The following is a 17347-nucleotide window of genomic DNA, read 5'->3' on the forward strand; positions in this document are numbered from 1 at the left end:
TCGCACACCGGATTCCGGCACCGCGCGCCCCCGGGGCACACCGCGGCGCCACCTCACGGGCACCGCCCCCGCCTGCTACCGCTCCCGGAGCGCCGCCCCCCACACGTCTGCCTCACGAGGAGTTCTAGTACACGCTCACAAGGAGTTCTTGTACACACTCACGAGGAGTTCTTGTACACACTCCACCCGCCGTCCACCACCAGGCTCGCCCCCGTCACATACGACGCCTCGCCCGACAGCAGGAACGCGATGGCGGCCGCCACCTCCTCGGGCCGCCCCAGCCGCCGCGCCGCGGTCTCGGCCGCGCTGGCCCGCCGCCGCTCCTCGTCGACGCCGTCCCACGCGGCGGTCAGCACCGGCCCCGGCAGTACGCAGTTCACCCGCACCTGCGGCCCGTACTCCACCGCCAACTGCCGCCCCAGCCCGGTCAGTCCGGCCTTCGACGCGGCATACGCCGGCCGTCCCGGCAGCCCCACCAGCGCGTGCACCGACGACGTCAGCACCACCGCGCCCCCGCGCGTCCGCAGATCCGGCAGGGCCGCCTTCACGCCCAGGAACGCGCCGGTCAGATTCACCGCCAGCTGCCGGTCCCACTCCGCCGGCGACGTCTGGTCGGCCGGTGCCACATGCGGCAGATAGGCGTTGCTGACCAGCCCGTCCACCGGCCCGTACCGGCCGTGCGCGGCCGCCACGGCCCGCCGCCAGTCGTCCTCACCGGCCACGTCGCAGTGCTCGTACGAGGCCCGCCCGCCGGCCGCCCGGATGCGCCGCGCGGTGCGCTCCCCGCGGTCGTCGTCGACGTCCAGCAGCAGCACCGCGGCCCCCTCGGCCGCCAGCCGGTCCGCGGTGGCCGCGCCGATGCCCCCGGCCGCGCCGGTCACCAGCACCGTCCGCCCCGCGAACCGCCGCCGTCGCCGGCCGCCGCCGTAGTACGGACCTCCGGGCGCCGAGTCCGTCCCCTCCTGGCTCATGCAGTGATCCAAGCCCACTGCGGGGCACTCCGGCAAGAGCACCCAAAACGGCGCTGAACTGTGGCCCTAACCCGGCACGTTGTCAAACGGTCCGGTCAATCGACGGAGCAGACCGGCCAATTCGTGGCGCTGCTGCCGCGACAGCTCCGCCAGGATGGCCCGTTCCTGCGCCAGTAGCCCGGCCAGCGACTCGTCGGCCTTGTCACGGCCCTTGGTGGTCAGCCGGACCAGCACCCCGCGCCGGTCGCTGGGGTCCGGCAGCCGCTCCACCAACTCCTTCTTGGCGAGCCGGTCGATGCGGTTGGTCATCGTGCCGGAGGTGACCAGGGTCTGGGTGAGCAGTGCGCCGGGGGAGAGCTGGTAGGGCGCGCCGGCGCGCCGCAGCGCGGTCAGTACGTCGAATTCCCAGGGCTCCAGGCCCACCTCGGCGAACGCGAGACGGCGGGCCCGGTCGAGGTGCCTGGCCAGCCGGGAGACGCGGCTGAGGACCTCAAGCGGCTCCACGTCGAGGTCCGGGCGCTCGCGGCGCCATGCTGCGACCAGTCGATCGACCTCGTCCTCCATGGCGATCAGTGTAAAGGGTCTGTCGACATAAAGTCTCTTGATGACAAGCATCTCGACGTCGAGATATATTTCCCTGGACTACTGGGCATCGTGGCCGCGAGCCCGGAATCCGTCCGAGTTGGCCAGAACTCGACCGAGCGGAGTCCGGCGCGACCCTCTACTGAACGTGTCGACCCTGCACCAGCAAAGGGGTTATCGAACATGCACGACGCACCGACCTGGGACCCGCAGCAGTACCTCCACCACTCGGCCCACCGCACCCGCCCCTTCCACGACCTCCTCGCCCGGATACCGCAACTCCCCCGCCCGGGCCGCCCCGCCCGCATCGCCGACCTCGGCTGCGGACCCGGCAACGTCACCGTCCAGCTCACCGACCGCTGGCCGGACGCCCACATCACCGGCTTCGACAACTCCCCCGAGATGCTCAAGGAGGCCGAGTCCTACGCCGGCCCCACCCCCGGCGGCGGCCACCTCGACTTCGCCCCCGCCGACGCCGCCACCTGGACCCCCGAAGAGCCCTTCGACCTGATCGTCTCCAACGCGGCCCTGCAATGGGTCCCCAACCACCCCGACTCCTTCGCCCGCTGGATCGACGCCCTCACCCCCGGCGGCGTCCTCGCCTTCCAGGTCCCCGGCAACTTCACCTCGCCCAGCCACGCCCTCCTCGGCGAACTGTGCGACTCCCCCCACTGGCGCGCCCGCCTCGACGACCGCGGCCGCCGCTTCGTCCACATCCTCGAACCCGCCGACTACCTGACCCGCCTCACCGACCTCGGCTGCACCACCGACGCATGGGAGACCACCTACGTGCAACTGCTCCAGGGCGACGACCCCGTCCTCGACTGGGTCAAGGGCACGGCCCTGCGCCCCGTCCTCACCGCCCTCGAAGACGACCCTGAGGCCCGCGACGCCTTCCTCGCCGAATACCGCGACGCCCTCCGCCGCGCCTACCCGGCCGGCCGCCACGGCACGGTCTTCCCGTTCCGCCGCATCTTCGCCGTAGCCCGGAAACCCACCGGCGGCCCCGCCGCCTGACCGGGCGCTCTGCGAAGAGCACCGGCCTCGACCACATCCAGCTCGCCGCCGGCCTGGGGAGGCAGGAGAAGGCTGCTGGTTCGAGGCCGGCGCGGCCGGTGCGCCGCCGCCTCGCGACCGGGTGCGCCGCCTCCTCCTCCTTGATCCGGCAACGAATCACCGTACGTGAGGAGTTCCCCACTCCGTTACTTATTGTAGTCGACTGGATGCGCGGGCGGGCATCGCTGCTGCGATCGGTCACCCTCACGCCCCAAGCTCACATCACACGGGGCGCCCCACCGTTCACCCCGCTCGCCCCACCGTTCACCCCGCTCGCCCCACCGTTCACCCCGCTCGCCCCACTGTTCGCCCCGCTCGGGGGGACGCCCTACGTCCGCCGCCCGACCGTCACCGAGACGGCGGGAAAGCCGCGCACCGGCCGGGTCGGAGGGGATGTCCCGGAGCCCGCCCGCAGGATCTGGAGCGAACGCCGGGGTATTCGTCATCTACGGACCAGATGCGCCCGCACCGAGGACGGGTTCCGGGACATCCCCTCCGACCCCCACCCACAGGCCGTAGGCGAGGCCACCTCAGCCAGCACGGCGCGAAAGCCGACAACGTGGGACGACCACAAACAAACGTGGGACGCCCGCAAAACACCGTGGGGCGCCCCACAAAAACAGCCTCAGCTCTTGCGGTGCCCTATCAGCCTCGGCTTCGGCTCCAGGTTGCCCAGGCCATGCCACGCGAGATTCACCAGATGCGCCGCCACCTCCGCCTTCTTCGGCTTACGGGTGTCGACCCACCACTGGCCCGTCAGCGCCACCATGCCGACCAGCGCCTGGGCGTACAGCGGTGCCAGCTTCGGGTCGAAGCCGCGCGCCTTGAACTCCAGCCCGAGGATGTCCTCGACCTGCGTGGCGATATCGCTGATCAGCGAGGCGAAGGTGCCCGTCGACTGGGCGACGGGGGAGTCCCGGACCAGAATCCGGAAACCGTCCGTGAACGTCTCGATGTAGTCCAGCAACGCGAACGCCGCCTGCTCCAGGAGCTCCCGCGGATGCCCGGCGGTCAGCGCGCCGGTCACCATGTCCAGCAGCTGCCGCATCTCGCGGTCCACGACCACCGCGTACAGCCCCTCCTTGCCGCCGAAGTGCTCGTAGACCACCGGCTTGGAGACCCCGGCCTTCGCCGCGATCTCCTCCACCGACGTGCCCTCGTACCCCCGCTCGGCGAAGAGCGTGCGGCCGATGTCCAGCAACTGCTCACGGCGCTCCGCGCCGGTCATCCGCACCCGGCGGGCCCGCCGGCCCCCCGAGGAAGCGGACCCCGCGGCAGCGGTCCTCGAGGCCGCGGCCCTGGAGGCCGCGTTCCTTGAAGACGCGGAGGACTTTCCCTTGCTGCCGTTGTTCGCACTGCTGTCGATCGCCACCCGTCAATCATGCCCCCAGCGGGGACCTCTCCTCCCCACGAGCACCGCCGCTGCGCCGGGCGTCCAGCCGCGAGGCGTTCGGCCAGCGCACGTCGTGCGCCCAGCCGGCCAGCTCGAACCAGCGGATCAGCCGGGCACTGGAATCCAGCTGCCCCTTCAACACCCCGTGCCGGGCGCTCGTCGGATCGGCATGGTGCAGGTTGTGCCACGACTCGCCACAGGAGAGGACCGCCAGCCACCAGACGTTCCCGGAGCGGTCCCGGGACCTGAACGGGCGGTTGCCCACCGCGTGGCAGATGGAGTTGATCGACCACGTCACGTGATGCAGCAGCGCCACCCGCACCAGAGAACCCCAGAAGAACGCCGTCAGCGCACCCTGCCAGGACCACGTCACCAGCCCGCCGACCAGCGGCGGAAACAGCAGCGAGACGACCGTCCACAGCACGAACTGGCGCGAGATCCGCCGGATCGCCGGGTCCTTGATCAGATCGGGCGCGTACTTGTGCTGCGGCGTCTGCTCCTCGTCGAACATCCAGCCGATGTGTGCCCACCACAGGCCCTTCATCAGCGCCGGAACCGTCTCGCCGTACCGCCACGGCGAATGCGGATCACCCTCCGCGTCGGAGAACTTGTGATGCTTGCGGTGATCGGCCACCCACCGCACCAGCGGCCCTTCGACGGCCAGCGAACCCATGATCGCCAGCGCGATCCGCAAAGGCCGCTTCGCCTTGAACGCACCATGCGTGAAGTAACGGTGGAAACCGATCGTGATGCCGTGACAACCGATGAAGTACATCGCCGTCATCAGCCCCAGATCCAGCCAGCTCACCCCCCAGCCCCAGGCCAGCGGCACCGCCGCGACCAAAGCCAGGAACGGCACGGTGATGAACAACAGCAGGCTGATCTGTTCCAGGGATCTGCGCTGCTCGCCGCCCAGCGTCGCGGACGGCAGAGCGGAACCGGCAGAAGAACCCGCGGACGCATCGAGCGGCGTCGACTCTTCCACTGCCTTGGGGCCAGGGGTCATGTGGTGTCCCTCGTCGGGGGCTCGGGGGCACGGCTACGGACTTACGAGACCGTAACCTACGGTCTCGTAAGTATGGCAGCGACGCCGCTCCGAGCAAGGCCGTGACAGGCCCCCGCCCACCCCACCAGGGCCCCCGCCCCCGCCGCCCACCCTGTGGACGGTGTGACCCCCCGCTGACCGGGACACCTATCCTGGGGACGTCGGACAGCGCGGTCCGCACCCCGCCCAGACGTGCTCGATGACTGCACCATCCCTGCAAGGAGCCGCACCTGTGAGCAGTGCCGACAACACCCCCGCCGAGCCCGCCACCACCGCAACCCAGGGCAGCACCGGAGACAACGGCGCCCTGCGCGCCGACATCCGCCGCCTCGGCGACCTCCTCGGCGAGACCCTCGTCCGGCAGGAAGGCCAGGACCTCCTCGACCTCGTCGAACAGGTCCGCGCCCTGACCCGCACCGACGGCGAGGCCGCCGCCCGGCTCCTCGGCGAGACCGACCTGGCCACCGCCGCCAAGCTGGTCCGCGCCTTCTCCACCTACTTCCACCTCGCCAACGTCACCGAGCAGGTCCACCGCGGCCGCGAGCTGCGCACCCGCCGCGCCGCCGAAGGCGGCATCCTCGCCCGCACCGCCGACATGCTCAAGGACGCCGACCCCGAGCACCTGCGGGAAACCGCCCGCAACCTCGGCGTCCGCCCCGTCTTCACCGCCCACCCCACCGAGGCCGCCCGCCGCTCCGTCCTCACCAAGCTCCGCAAGATCGCCGAGCTGCTGGACCGCCGCGACCCCGCCGACCGCCGCCGCGTCGACCTCCGCCTCGCCGAGAACATCGACCTCATCTGGCAGACCGACGAACTCCGCGTGGCCCGCCCCGAGCCCACCGACGAGGCCCGCAACGCCATCTACTACCTCGACGAACTCGGCCGCGGCGCCGTCGGCGACGTCCTCGAAGACCTTGCCGCCGAACTCGAACGCGCCGGCACCAAGCTCCCCGCCGGCACCCGCCCCCTCACCTTCGGCACCTGGATCGGCGGCGACCGCGACGGCAACCCCAACGTCACCCCCCAGGTCACCTGGGACGTCCTGATCCTCCAGCACGAACACGGCATCACCGACGCCCTCGAACACGTCGACGAACTCCGCGGCGCCCTCTCCAACTCCATCCGCAACAGCGGCGCCACCGACGAGCTACTGGAATCCCTCCAGCGGGACCTCGACCTCCTCCCCGAGATCAGCCCCCGCTACAAGCGCCTCAACAGCGAAGAGCCCTACCGCCTCAAGGCCACCTGCATCCGCCAGAAGCTCCTCAACACCCGCGACCGCCTCGCCAACGACACCCCCCACGTCCCCGGCCGCGACTACCTCGGCACCAGCGAACTCCTCGACGACCTCACCCTCATCCAGACCTCACTGCGCGCCCACCGCGGCGGCCTCGTCGCCGACGGCCGCCTCGAACGCACCCTCCGCACCATCGGCGCCTTCGGCCTCCAGCTCGCCACCATGGACGTCCGCGAACACGCCGACGCCCACCACCACGCCCTCGGCCAGCTCTTCGACCGCCTCGGCGAGGAATCCTGGCGCTACGTCGACATGCCGCGCGACTACCGCCGCAAGCTCCTCGCCAAGGAACTCCGCTCCCGCCGCCCCCTCGCCCCCAGCCCCGCACCCCTCGACGAGGCCGGCGCCAAGACCCTCGGCGTCTTCCGCACCATCCGCAAGGCCAAGCAGACCTTCGGCCCCGAAGTCATCGAGTCCTACATCATCTCCATGTGCCAGGGCTCCGACGACGTCTTCGCCGCCGCCGTCCTCGCCCGCGAAGCCGGCCTCATCGACCTCCACGCCGGCTGGGCCAAGATCGGCATCGTCCCCCTCCTGGAGACCACCGACGAGCTGAAGATCGCCGACCAGCTCCTCGACGACATGCTCTCCGACCCCTCCTACCGCCGCCTCGTCGCCCTCCGCGGCGACGTCCAGGAGGTCATGCTCGGCTACTCCGACTCCTCCAAGTTCGGCGGCATCACCACCAGCCAGTGGGAAATCCACCGCGCCCAGCGCCTGCTGCGCGACGTGGCCCACCGCCACGGCGTCCGCCTCCGCCTCTTCCACGGCCGCGGCGGCACCGTCGGCCGCGGCGGCGGCCCCTCCCACGACGCCATCCTCGCCCAGCCCTACGGCACCCTCGAAGGCGAGATCAAGGTCACCGAACAGGGCGAGGTCATCTCCGACAAGTACCTCGTACCGTCACTCGCCCGGGAGAACCTGGAACTGACGGTCGCCGCCACCCTCCAGGCATCCGCCCTGCACACCGCCCCCCGCCAGTCCGACGAGGCCCTCGCCCGCTGGGACGCCGCCATGGAGACCGTCTCCGAAGCCGCCCACGGCGCCTACCGCCGCCTCGTCGAGGACCCGGACCTGCCCGCGTACTTCTTCGCCTCCACGCCGGTGGACCAGCTCGCCGAGCTGCACCTGGGCTCGCGGCCCTCCCGCCGCCCCGACAGCGGCGCCGGCCTCGACGGCCTCCGCGCCATCCCCTGGGTCTTCGGCTGGACCCAGTCCCGCCAGATCGTCCCCGGCTGGTACGGCGTCGGCACCGGCCTCAAGGCCGCCCGCGAAGCCGGACTCGACACCGTCCTCGACGAGATGCACGAACACTGGCACTTCTTCCGCAACTTCCTCTCCAACGTCGAAATGACGCTGGCCAAGACCGACCTGCGGATCGCCCAGCACTACGTCGACACCCTCGTCCCCGACGACCTCCAGCACGTCTTCGACACCATCAAGGCCGAACACGCCCTCACCGTCGAGGAAGTCCTCCGCGTCACCGGCGAAACCGAACTCCTCGACGCAAGCCCCGTCCTCCAGCAGACCTTCCACGTCCGCGACGCCTACCTCGACCCCATCTCCTACCTCCAGGTCTCCCTCCTCAAGCGCCAACGCGACGCCGCCGCGGCCGGAGCGGAACCCGACCCGCTGCTCTCCCGAGCCCTCCTCCTCACCGTCAACGGCGTCGCCGCCGGCCTCCGCAACACCGGCTGACCGGCCACCGGTACAGAAACGGCGGGCCCGCCCGGAACAACCTCCGGACGGGCCCGCCGTCTGCGCGCACGCCAACCTCACGAGTTGTACGTCGACTGCGCCCGCTCCAGACCCTCGATGACCAGCGTCTCCACCGCATCCGCCGCCCGGTCCACGAAGTAGTCCAGCTCCTTGCGCTCCGCCGACGAGAAATCCCGCAACACAAAATCCGCCACCGGCATCCGCCCCGGCGGCCGCCCGATCCCGAACCGCACCCGGTGATACTCCGCACCCAGCGACTTCGTGATCGACTTCAGCCCGTTGTGCCCGTTGTCACCGCCCCCCAGCTTCAACCGCAACGCGCCGAAATCGATGTCCAACTCGTCATGCACCGCAACGATGTTGGCCACCGGAACCTTGAAGAAATCCCGCAACGCCGTCGTCGGCCCACCCGACAGATTCATGAACGACGACGGCTTCGCCACCACCACCCGGCGGCTCGACGGACCCGGCGGACCGATCCGCCCCTCCACCACCTGCGCCCGCGCCTTGTGCGCCTTGAAGCGGCCCCCCATCCGCTCCGCCAGCAGGTCCGCCACCATGAACCCCACGTTGTGGCGGTTGCCCGCATACTCCGGGCCCGGATTGCCCAGCCCCACGATGAGCCAGGGGCTCGCCGCATCCGTCATGACCACGTCTCCTCGAAAACGACCCAACCGCCGCCCCGGCGCCGCCCGGCGCCGCGACAGCGGTTGGGAAGAAAACTACCGCGGAACTACCGCGAGAAGGCTCAGGCCTCCTCGCCCTCGCCCTCAGCCTCGGCCGGAGCCTCGGCCTGCGCGGCGACGACCTGCAGCACCGGGGTGTCCTCCTCGACGGCCAGCGTCGTACCGGCCGGCAGCGCGATGTCCTTGGCCAGCACGGTGTGACCGGCGTCCAGGCCCGCGATCGACACGGTGACCGACTCCGGGATGTGGGTCGCCTCGGCCTCGACCGGCAGCGTGTTCAGCAGGTGCTCCAGCAGGTTGCCGCCCGGCGCCAGGTCACCCTCGGTCTGGATCGGCAGCTCGACGGAGACCTTCTCGCCCTTCTTCACGGCCAGGAAGTCCACGTGCACCAGGAAGCGGCGGATCGCCTCGCGCTGCACGGCCTTCGGGATCACCAGCTCGTCGGTGCCCTCGCCCTCCAGGCGGATCAGCGCGTTCGGCGTCTTCAGGGCCATCATCAGCGCGTGGCTGTCGACCGCCACGTGCTTCGGCTCCGCACCGTGACCGTAGACGACCGCCGGAACCTTCGCCTCGCGGCGCAGACGGCGCGCGGCACCCTTACCGAAGTCGTTCCGGGCCTCAACGGCGAGCTTGATCTCGGCCATGTCGCACTCCTCGTATCTCAGATCTCAGAAAACTCTGCGGGCGTCACCCGGCCCACGACAGACCTGCTACGAAGAGCGCGTCGATAACGGACCGCCGCACCACATGAGTGCGGCCTCCCTCGCCGAGCAACTCGCAGAGTCTACCCGGCGGAGAGGCCGCCCCGAAAATCGATCTAGCGAACGCCGAAAACTAGCGAACGCCGAAGCTCACCGCTCGTCGAAAGCTCACTGCTCGTCGAACAGGCTCGTCACCGAACCGTCCTCGAACACCTCACGGATCGCCCGCGCGATCGTCGGCGCCATCGACAGCACCGTGATCTTGTCCAGCTCCAGCTCCGAAGGCGTCGGCAGCGTGTTCGTGAACACGAACTCACTCACCTTCGAGTTCTTCAGCCGGTCCGCCGCCGGACCCGACAGCACACCGTGCGTCGCCGTCACGATCACATCCGCCGCGCCGTTGGCGTACAGCGCCTCGGCCGCCGCACAGATCGTGCCACCGGTGTCGATCATGTCGTCCACCAGGACACACACCCGGCCCTTGACGTCACCCACGACCTCATGGACCGTGACCTGGTTTGCCACGTCCTTGTCGCGCCGCTTGTGCACGATCGCCAGCGGCGCACCCAGCCGGTCGCACCACCGGTCCGCCACCCGCACCCGACCCGCGTCCGGCGAGACCACCGTCAGCTTGTCGCGGTCCACCTTGGCACCCACGTAGTCCGCCAGCACCGGCAGCGCGAAGAGATGATCCACCGGACCGTCGAAGAAGCCCATGATCTGGTCCGTGTGCAGATCCACCGTGACGATACGGTCCGCACCCGCCGTCTTCATCAGATCCGCGATCAGCCGCGCCGAGATCGGCTCCCGCCCACGGTGCTTCTTGTCCTGACGCGCATACCCGTAGAACGGCACGACCACGGTGATGCTCCGGGCCGAAGCCCGCTTCAGCGCATCGATCATGATCAACTGCTCCATGATCCACTTATTGATCGGAGCCGTGTGGCTCTGGATCAAAAAGCAGTCCGCGCCACGCGCCGACTCCTGATAGCGGACATAGATCTCGCCGTTGGCGAAGTCAAAAGCCTTCGTCGGGACCAGGCCCACACCCAGCTGGTGCGCGACCTCCTCAGCAAGCTCGGGGTGGGCGCGGCCGGAGAAGAGCATCAGCTTCTTCTCGCCGGTCGTCTTGATCCCGGTCACAGCAAATCTCCTTGCATCACAGTTTGCGTGCGCTCATCACGGTACGCCCCGCACGGCATACCCCTCGGCACAGTCACCGCTCACCCTCGGACGCCAGGTCAGAACCCTGACCCGACGACTCCGACTCACGAGCGGACGAAGCGGCCTGCGCGGCGGCGCTCCCGGGCCGCTTGCGCGCGACCCACCCCTCGATGTTCCGCTGCTGGCCACGCGCGACCGCCAGCGAACCCGGGGGCACATCCTTGGTAATGACCGAACCGGCCGCGGTGTACGCGCCATCCCCGATCGTGACCGGCGCCACGAACATGTTGTCCGAGCCCGTCTTGCAGTGCGACCCGACCGTCGTGTGGTGCTTCGCCTCACCGTCGTAGTTCACGAACACACTCGCCGCACCGATGTTGGTGTACTCACCGATCGTCGCATCCCCCACATACGACAGATGCGGCACCTTCGTGCCCTCACCGATCCGCGAGTTCTTCATCTCGACGAACGTCCCGGCCTTCGACTTCAGCCCCAGCACCGCCCCCGGACGCAGATACGCGTACGGACCCACCGAAGCCTCCGGCCCGATCTCCGCACCGTCCGCCACCGTGAACGACACCGACGCCCCGGCACCCACGGCCGTGTCCTTCAGCCGCGACTGCGGCCCCACCTCGGCCCCGGACGCCACATGCGTGGCTCCCAGCAACTGCGTCCCCGGGTGCACCGTCGCGTCCTGCTCGAACGTCACCGACACATCCACCCACGTCGACGCCGGATCGACCACCGTCACGCCGGCCAGCATCGCCCGCTCCAGCAGCCGCCCGTTCAGCAGCCGACGCGCCTCCGCCAGCTGCACCCGGTTGTTGATCCCCAGGATCTCCCGGTGATCGTCCGCCACCGCGGCCCCCACCCGGTGCCCGGCCTCCCGCACGATGCCCAGCACATCCGTCAGGTACTCCTCGCCCTGACTGTTGTCCGTACGCACCTTGCCCAGCGCGTCCACCAGCAGCCGCGCATCGAACGCGAACACCCCGGAGTTGATCTCCCGGATCGCCCGCTGCGCCTCGCTCGCGTCCTTGTGCTCGACGATCTCGGTCACCGCACCGGTCGCACTGTCCCGCACGATCCGCCCGTAACCCGTCGCGTCCGGCACCTCGGCCGACAGCACGGTCACGGCGTTCTTGTCCACGGAATGCGTCTCGCTCAGCTTCCGCAGCGTCTCGCCCGTCAGCAGCGGGGTGTCACCGCACACCACGACGACCGTGCCGTCCAGCGTCACGCCGTCGCCGCTCAGCTCCTCCAGGGCGGTGCGGACGGCGTGGCCGGTGCCGTTCTGCTCGTACTGCACGGCGGTGCGCACGGCGGGATCGATCGCGGCGAGGTGCTCCCGCACCTGCTCGCGGGCGTGGCCGACGACCACGACGAGGTGTTCGGGGTCCAGCTCACGGGATGCGGCGACGACGTGGCCGACGAGGGATCGGCCGCAGATCGCGTGCAGGACCTTGGGGGTCGTCGACTTCATGCGGGTTCCCTCACCCGCTGCGAGAACGACGACGGCGGCCGGGCGGTTGGCGCTCACGGGATGCCCTTCGGCTTCTTGGCTACTTCGGGTGGTGGTCATCCGAAGGATACCGGGGCGTTTGGTGGAGGAAACGAGTGCGGGTCCTGACCGGTAGATCAGGACCCGAACATTGCTTGCTCCCCTACCAGGACTCGAACCTGGAACAAATCATCCAAAGTGACCCGTGTTGCCAATTACACCATAGGGGAGTGTAAAGCGGTCCAATCCGGACATTCGGTCAGGCTGGCCGCTTGGCACCCAACACTATGCCGTACCACCAGCCTTCGATGCGACGGTATAGGTCGGCACTTTGCAGGACGCGGACCACCAGGCAGCCGTGGTAGTCCTCGCCGGTGTTCTTGCGGACGGTCTTCGGGTTGTGCTTCTTGATCGTGGTCTTCTGGAGCGCGGACACGTCGATACCCACGAGATCGGCCCAGTAGCGCTCGGCGGCGGCCACATCCGCAGTGACATGAATCATCACGCGGTAGTGCAGGCGCTCCGGCTCGACGTCGAGTAGTCGCAGCCAGGACAGGAAGACCTGGATCACGCCGGGGTCGCTGTTGACGAAGACGACGTTCTCCCGCCGGGCGTACGGCTTGTCCTTGGTGCCCTCGGCCCAGTACAGCGCTGCCCCGACGAAGAGCAGTTCCCGATCCGACATGGCACCGACATTGCGGGCCGCTGTGTCCTTGGTGCGCCGGCGCTCCTCGTCTCGCACGGCCAGCTCGTGGTCCCAGCGTTTGCGGCCCGCGATCCGGGCCTGCTCCGACGGCGGCCGCCGTTCCGGCTTCGGCAGATCCCGTACCCAGAGCGAGATCGAGCCCTTCGAGCAGCCGAGTTCGACCTGGATCTGGTCGTAGGTCATGCCCTGCGTGCGCAGCTCGCGGGCCTTCGCTCGGAGGTCGTCCTTGGCGTTGGGGCGCTTGGTCCACTCCGGGACCGGCACGCCCTCCAGGAGGCGGTTGAGGAGGTCGTTGTTGTGGATGTGGAGGCGGTCGCGGATCTGGCGGCGGCTGAGGCCGGCGCGGCGGAGGGCGACGGCGTGGGGGCGTAAGGCTTCGTAGTCGGGGTGGGGGTGGTCGGCGTGGTGCCGATGGGTGTGCGTCATGGGAGCAGGCTGGCTCGGGCCGGGTGCGCCGTGGGGCGAAAGTGCGAGCGATTCAGTAGTTCGAGGGATATCTGGTCGTAACGGTTGGTAATGGGCCGGAAGCGTGCTGGGAGTGGGCCCGGGGGAGGCGGGGTGGCGCCCGTACGCTGGTCGGTATGACCGCAACGGGGGCAAGTGAGAACGTGGCTGCGCGAGGGAGGCCGGGGGGCGGTCCCTGGTGGTGGGCGCGGCGGCGCAGTGTCGTGCTGGATGTGCTGTTGGCGGTGGTGTCGACGGTGGAGTGTGTGGCGGAGGGGGTTCCGTTCGCGCACTCGTCGGGGGCGCCGGTGGCGTTGGGGGTGGTGCTGGGGCTGGTGGTCGGGCCGGTGCTGTTGGTGCGTCGGCGGTGGCCGGTCGCGGTGGTGCTGACGTCGATCGCGGTGATTCCGGCGGAGATGGGCGGGCTGCTGAGTGTGGTGGGGCTGTACACGCTGGCGGCGTCGCAGGTGCCGCGGCGGGTCATCGGGCTGCTGGCGGGGATGACGGCGGTCGGCACGGTGGTGTCGACGTTCTTCAGCATGCGGCAGGACGTGGCGGGGCAGCCGGACTTCAATCCGCCGGTGTGGTTCGTGGTGCTGATGGCGTTGGCGGTGGGGGTGGTGCTGACGGCTCCGCCGGTGTTGTGGGGTTTGTATGTCGGTGCGCGGCGGCGGCTGGTGGAGAGTCTGCGGGAGCGGGCGGACGGTCTGGAGCGGGAGTTGTCGCTGTTGGCGGACCGGGCCGAGGAGCGTGCGGAGTGGGCGCGTAACGAGGAGCGGACGCGGATCGCGCGGGAGATGCACGACGTGGTGGCGCATCGGGTGAGTCTGATGGTGGTGCATGCGGCGGCGTTGCAGGCGGTGGCGTTGAAGGATCCGGAGAAGGCGTCGCGGAATGCGGCTCTGGTGGGGGATATGGGGCGGCAGGCGCTGACGGAGTTGCGGGAGATGTTGGGGGTGCTGCGGACGGCCGAGGGGGCGGGGGGTTCGGACGAGCCGGAGCGGTTGGCGGCGGTGGCGTCGCGGGTGTCGCGGAAGGCCGCGGAGGGGGACGAGGGTGCCGGGTCTGAGGTGGAGGCGCCGGCGGGTGTGGTCGTGGGGGTGGCCGGTGGTCCGGTGGGCGGTGTGGAGCCGGAGGGGGACGGGCCGTGGCTGGCGGAGTTGGGGGAGTTGGTGGAGCAGTCCCGGGTGGCCGGGATGGTGGTGGAGTTCTCGGTGCTGGACGGTGCGGGGGAGCCGGCGTCGGTGGACGGGGGTGGGCCGCGGTATGGGGCGCGGGTGGAGCAGACGGTGTACCGGGTGGTGCAGGAGGCGCTGACGAACGTGCACAAGCATGCGCCGGGGGCGCGGGCGCGGGTGCGGTTGGCGCATCGGGCCGGTGAGGTGGCGGTGCAGGTGGAGAACGGTCCGTCGGAGCGGGGGGCGGCGGGTGCCGGGCTGCCGAGTGGGGGGAACGGTCTGGTGGGGATGCGGGAGCGGGTGGCGGCGCTGGGTGGGGTGTTCGTGTCCGGTCCGACGGAGGCAGGGGGTTTCCGGGTGTCGGCGGTGGTGCCGGTGGGGGCGGCGGGCTGAGGCCGGTGGCGCGTTCGTGGTGGCGGGCTGTGGTTGGGCCCGTTCGCTCCGTGGTGTGCGGGGTCAGTCGCCGGAGAGGGTGAGGCGGCTGGGGCGGGTGCCGAGGACGAGGGTGCCGAGGGCCTGGTCGAGGTCGGGGCCGAGGTACCAGTCGCCGGTGTGGTCGAGGCTGTAGACGCGGCCCTGGGTGTCGATGGCGAGGGTGGCCTGGGGGTGGGTGGTGCCGCGGGTGGCCTTGGTGTCGGGGAGTTGTTCCTGGCCGAGGGGGGCGACGTCGGTGTCCAGGGCGCGGCCGAGGTCGCCGAGGGTGCGGGCGAGGTGGAGACCGAGGAGGGGGTCGATGACGAAGGGGGTGGGGGCGATGTGGCGGCCGGGTCCGGGGCCGGTGATGCGCAGGCCGCCGAATTCGGCCCAGGCTTCGACGGCGGCAGGGAAGACGGCGTGGCGGTGGCCGGCGGGGGAGGTGTGGTTGCGGAGGGTGTCGGCCCAGTGTTCGGCCTGCTGTATGTCCCAGCGGCCGGGTTGCCAGCCGGCTTGCTGGAGGGCGGTGTCGACGGCGGCGGGGAAGCGGGTGGGTGCGGGGCCGTCGGCGGCGGGGGTGGTGGGCATGGTGGCGGTCAGCTCCCTTGGGGCGTCGTGGCCCCGATGGGCATGACGCCGAAGTGGGCGAGGAGGGCGTCGCAGGAGCGGCAGGGGGGTGCGTAGCTGCCGTGCTGGGGGTCGCCGTCCTCGCGGATGTGACGTGCGGTGATCTTGGAGTGTTTCAGGGAGCGGCGGGCTTCGCCTTTGGTGAGGGGTTTGCGGGAGGCGCGTTTGCCGCGGTTGGTCTCGACGGCGGTGAGGTGGCGGGAGAGCAGGACGGCTTCGGGACATCGGCCGGTGAAGCGGTCGCGTTGTGCGGTGGTGAGGGTGTCGAGGAAGTCCTGGACGAGGGGGTGGTGGGTGGGGGGTTGTTCGGCTTTGCTGGCGGTGCAGGTGAGGGTTTGTCCGCGTACGGACAACGCGGCGCCGATGGTGGGGAGGATGCCGTCGCGGCGGTGGCGGAGGGCGGGGGCGCGGTCGGTGTCCGCGGTGCCGCTCCAGCCGATGCGGGGATCGCCGCCGGCTCGGGGGTCGGCGGTGGTCGTGTGGTGTGCGGTGGTGCTCATGGTGGTGCTTCCCTCCCTGCAATCCCCCGGTTTGCGGAGGTCAGATTGCCAAATGTGCTGGGTGTTGCGGTAGTCGGGCGCGCTGTCGGGGATGTCACTGGGGTGTGACGGTTCGTCGGTTGTCCGGTAACGGGGCTGGTGGGCGGGGTGTGGCCGGGGGATGCCGGAGGGTGCCGGACGGGGGGTGACACGGGGGTGGCGTGGGGCTGACGGTGCGGTGCGGGCACAGAACGAGAGGTGTCACCGCGAAGCGGTGGCGGTGAGGGGTGGTGGTCGGGCGACGGGCGGGCGGCTGTTGCGCCAGCGCATAGGCTGTGCCCCAAAGCCAGCTTCAGCCAGGGGGCAACCGCGATGACGACAGGTCGGCAAGGGCTGGGAACGCACCCCGGCCTCCAGGCCGGAGGACGTCCCGTGCCACCGAACTCGGCCTATGCCGGGCAGGTCGTGCATTTCCCGGATCCGGTGCGTGCCGCGCGGTATCCGGCCGGGGTGCGGATGGACGGGAACGGCTTCCCGGATTTCTCGCCGTATGCCCGGGCGGCGGCGGAGATCGCCGAGCCGCCGGAGGGTTTCGGCGTCGACGAGTTGCGGCTGACGGACTTCGTGTCGGCGAACGCGGCGCTGCACGCGCAGGGGCACGAGCTGTGGATAGACGTACCGGCGGTGGCGACGCCGCACGGCTGGACGTGGCACCACGTGGCGGGGACGCGGCGGATGGAGCTGGTCCCGGTCGAGGTGAAGGCGCTGCTGCGGCATCACGCGGGGCTGGCGACGGCGGCGGTGGCGCACGACAAGCGGGGCACGCGGCCGTTGCAGGAGACGCGTCCGGTGCACTTCGGGCTGCCACGGCGGGAGCTGGCGGTGGGCGAGGAGCAGGTGGCGCAGGCGGAGGAGGCGCTGGGGTACCGGCTGCCGGGGGCGTACCGGTCGTTTTTGAAGGCAGCGGGCGGGTGTGCGCCGGTGGGGGCGGCGCTCGACGCGGAGCTGGGTCTGCTGGTGGACCAGCCGTTCTTCGCGGTGCGCGACGACGCCGAGGTCAACGATCTCGTGTATGTGAACAAGTGCCTGCGCGACCATTTCACCAAGGACTACCTGGGGGTGGCGTTCGTGCAGGGCGGCGTGGTCGCGGTGAAGGTGCGCGGTGAGGCGCTGGGCTCGGTGTGGTTCTGTCCGTACGACGATGCCCGGGACCGGGACGGATGGTCGGTGCAGGAGCGGGTGGAGCGGCTGATGTTGCCGTGTGGTGCGGATTTCGATGACTTCCTCCAGCGGCTGGCGGGCAATCCGCCGGAGCTGGAGACGGTGGCGAACCTGATGGTGGACGGCGGTTTCGCGTACGCCGTGTCGGTGGGGGGCTGATCGC

15 protein-coding genes and 1 tRNA gene are annotated in these 17347 nt (G+C 70.3%); 4 read left to right on the forward strand and 12 right to left on the reverse strand.

All coding sequences use genetic code 11. The features are described 5' to 3' along the window. Window positions 1-158 precede the first annotated feature (158 nt). Entirely contained in the window at window positions 159-971 is an 813-nt protein-coding gene (locus ACRAS8_RS21250; RefSeq protein ID WP_438487578.1) for an SDR family NAD(P)-dependent oxidoreductase, read from the reverse strand. Window positions 972-1037: 66 nt separating this feature from the next. Then, the gene (locus ACRAS8_RS21255; RefSeq protein ID WP_438487579.1) at window positions 1038-1535 is read right to left on the reverse strand and encodes a MarR family winged helix-turn-helix transcriptional regulator; all 498 of its coding nucleotides are present in this window, start codon (window positions 1533-1535) and stop codon (window positions 1038-1040) included. A 201-nt stretch (window positions 1536-1736) separates the two neighbouring features. On the opposite strand from ACRAS8_RS21255, the gene ACRAS8_RS21260 reads away from it, so the two are divergent. Beyond that, a complete protein-coding gene (locus ACRAS8_RS21260; RefSeq protein WP_438487580.1) occupies window positions 1737-2570 on the forward strand; it encodes a trans-aconitate 2-methyltransferase in 834 nt (277 codons plus the stop codon). A gap of 664 nt (window positions 2571-3234) precedes the next feature. Here the strand turns inward: ACRAS8_RS21260 and ACRAS8_RS21265 are convergent. After that, window positions 3235-3837, reverse strand: coding sequence for a TetR family transcriptional regulator (locus ACRAS8_RS21265; protein ID WP_018538551.1), 603 nt, complete (start codon window positions 3835-3837; stop codon window positions 3235-3237). Window positions 3838-3988: 151 nt separating this feature from the next. Further along, complete coding sequence (locus ACRAS8_RS21270; RefSeq protein ID WP_438487581.1) at window positions 3989-5008, reverse strand: acyl-CoA desaturase; 1020 nt, start codon at window positions 5006-5008, stop codon at window positions 3989-3991. Window positions 5009-5279: 271 nt separating this feature from the next. On the opposite strand from ACRAS8_RS21270, the gene ppc reads away from it, so the two are divergent. Continuing rightward, window positions 5280-8042 carry a phosphoenolpyruvate carboxylase gene (ppc, locus tag ACRAS8_RS21275; protein WP_438487582.1) on the forward strand — a complete coding sequence of 921 codons (2763 nt, stop codon included), beginning with the start codon at window positions 5280-5282 and terminating at the stop codon, window positions 8040-8042. Window positions 8043-8119: 77 nt separating this feature from the next. Here the strand turns inward: ppc and pth are convergent, their stop codons facing one another. The 6 genes from pth to ACRAS8_RS21305 form a co-directional block, all read right to left on the reverse strand. Beyond that, window positions 8120-8710: an aminoacyl-tRNA hydrolase gene (gene pth / locus ACRAS8_RS21280; RefSeq protein ID WP_438487583.1), complete on the reverse strand. Its 591-nt coding sequence runs from the start codon at window positions 8708-8710 to the stop codon at window positions 8120-8122. A 101-nt stretch (window positions 8711-8811) separates the two neighbouring features. Further along, window positions 8812-9393, reverse strand: a complete 582-nt coding sequence (locus tag ACRAS8_RS21285) for a 50S ribosomal protein L25/general stress protein Ctc (RefSeq protein ID WP_438487584.1) — start codon at window positions 9391-9393, stop codon at window positions 8812-8814. Between the two features lie 225 nt (window positions 9394-9618). Then, entirely contained in the window at window positions 9619-10593 is a 975-nt protein-coding gene (locus ACRAS8_RS21290; RefSeq protein ID WP_067350598.1) for a ribose-phosphate diphosphokinase, read from the reverse strand. Window positions 10594-10666: 73 nt separating this feature from the next. Continuing rightward, complete coding sequence (gene glmU, locus ACRAS8_RS21295; RefSeq protein ID WP_438487585.1) at window positions 10667-12154, reverse strand: bifunctional UDP-N-acetylglucosamine diphosphorylase/glucosamine-1-phosphate N-acetyltransferase GlmU; 1488 nt, start codon at window positions 12152-12154, stop codon at window positions 10667-10669. A gap of 119 nt (window positions 12155-12273) precedes the next feature. Beyond that, window positions 12274-12345: transfer RNA gene (locus ACRAS8_RS21300), tRNA-Gln, on the reverse strand. A 29-nt stretch (window positions 12346-12374) separates the two neighbouring features. Further along, complete coding sequence (locus ACRAS8_RS21305) at window positions 12375-13247, reverse strand: hypothetical protein (protein ID WP_438487586.1); 873 nt, start codon at window positions 13245-13247, stop codon at window positions 12375-12377. A 155-nt stretch (window positions 13248-13402) separates the two neighbouring features. On the opposite strand from ACRAS8_RS21305, the gene ACRAS8_RS21310 reads away from it, so the two are divergent. Beyond that, window positions 13403-14836, forward strand: a complete 1434-nt coding sequence (locus ACRAS8_RS21310; protein WP_438487587.1) for a sensor histidine kinase — start codon at window positions 13403-13405, stop codon at window positions 14834-14836. Between the two features lie 63 nt (window positions 14837-14899). Here the strand turns inward: ACRAS8_RS21310 and ACRAS8_RS21315 are convergent, their stop codons facing one another. Both ACRAS8_RS21315 and ACRAS8_RS21320 read right to left on the reverse strand, forming a co-directional pair. Further along, window positions 14900-15445 (reverse strand): SUKH-3 domain-containing protein, encoded by a 546-nt coding sequence (locus ACRAS8_RS21315; RefSeq protein WP_438487588.1) that lies wholly within the window; start codon window positions 15443-15445, stop codon window positions 14900-14902. Window positions 15446-15453: 8 nt separating this feature from the next. Then, window positions 15454-15984 (reverse strand): YwqJ-related putative deaminase, encoded by a 531-nt coding sequence (locus ACRAS8_RS21320; protein WP_221905171.1) that lies wholly within the window; start codon window positions 15982-15984, stop codon window positions 15454-15456. A gap of 351 nt (window positions 15985-16335) precedes the next feature. Here ACRAS8_RS21320 and ACRAS8_RS21325 point away from each other — a divergent pair, with 351 nt between their 5' ends. Beyond that, window positions 16336-17343 carry an HNH endonuclease gene (locus ACRAS8_RS21325; RefSeq protein ID WP_438487589.1) on the forward strand — a complete coding sequence of 336 codons (1008 nt, stop codon included), beginning with the start codon at window positions 16336-16338 and terminating at the stop codon, window positions 17341-17343. The last annotated feature ends 4 nt before the right edge of the window (window positions 17344-17347 follow it).

It is taken from the genome of Streptomyces sp. S186 (assembly GCF_051603415.1).
Lineage (GTDB): Bacteria > Actinomycetota > Actinomycetes > Streptomycetales > Streptomycetaceae > Streptomyces.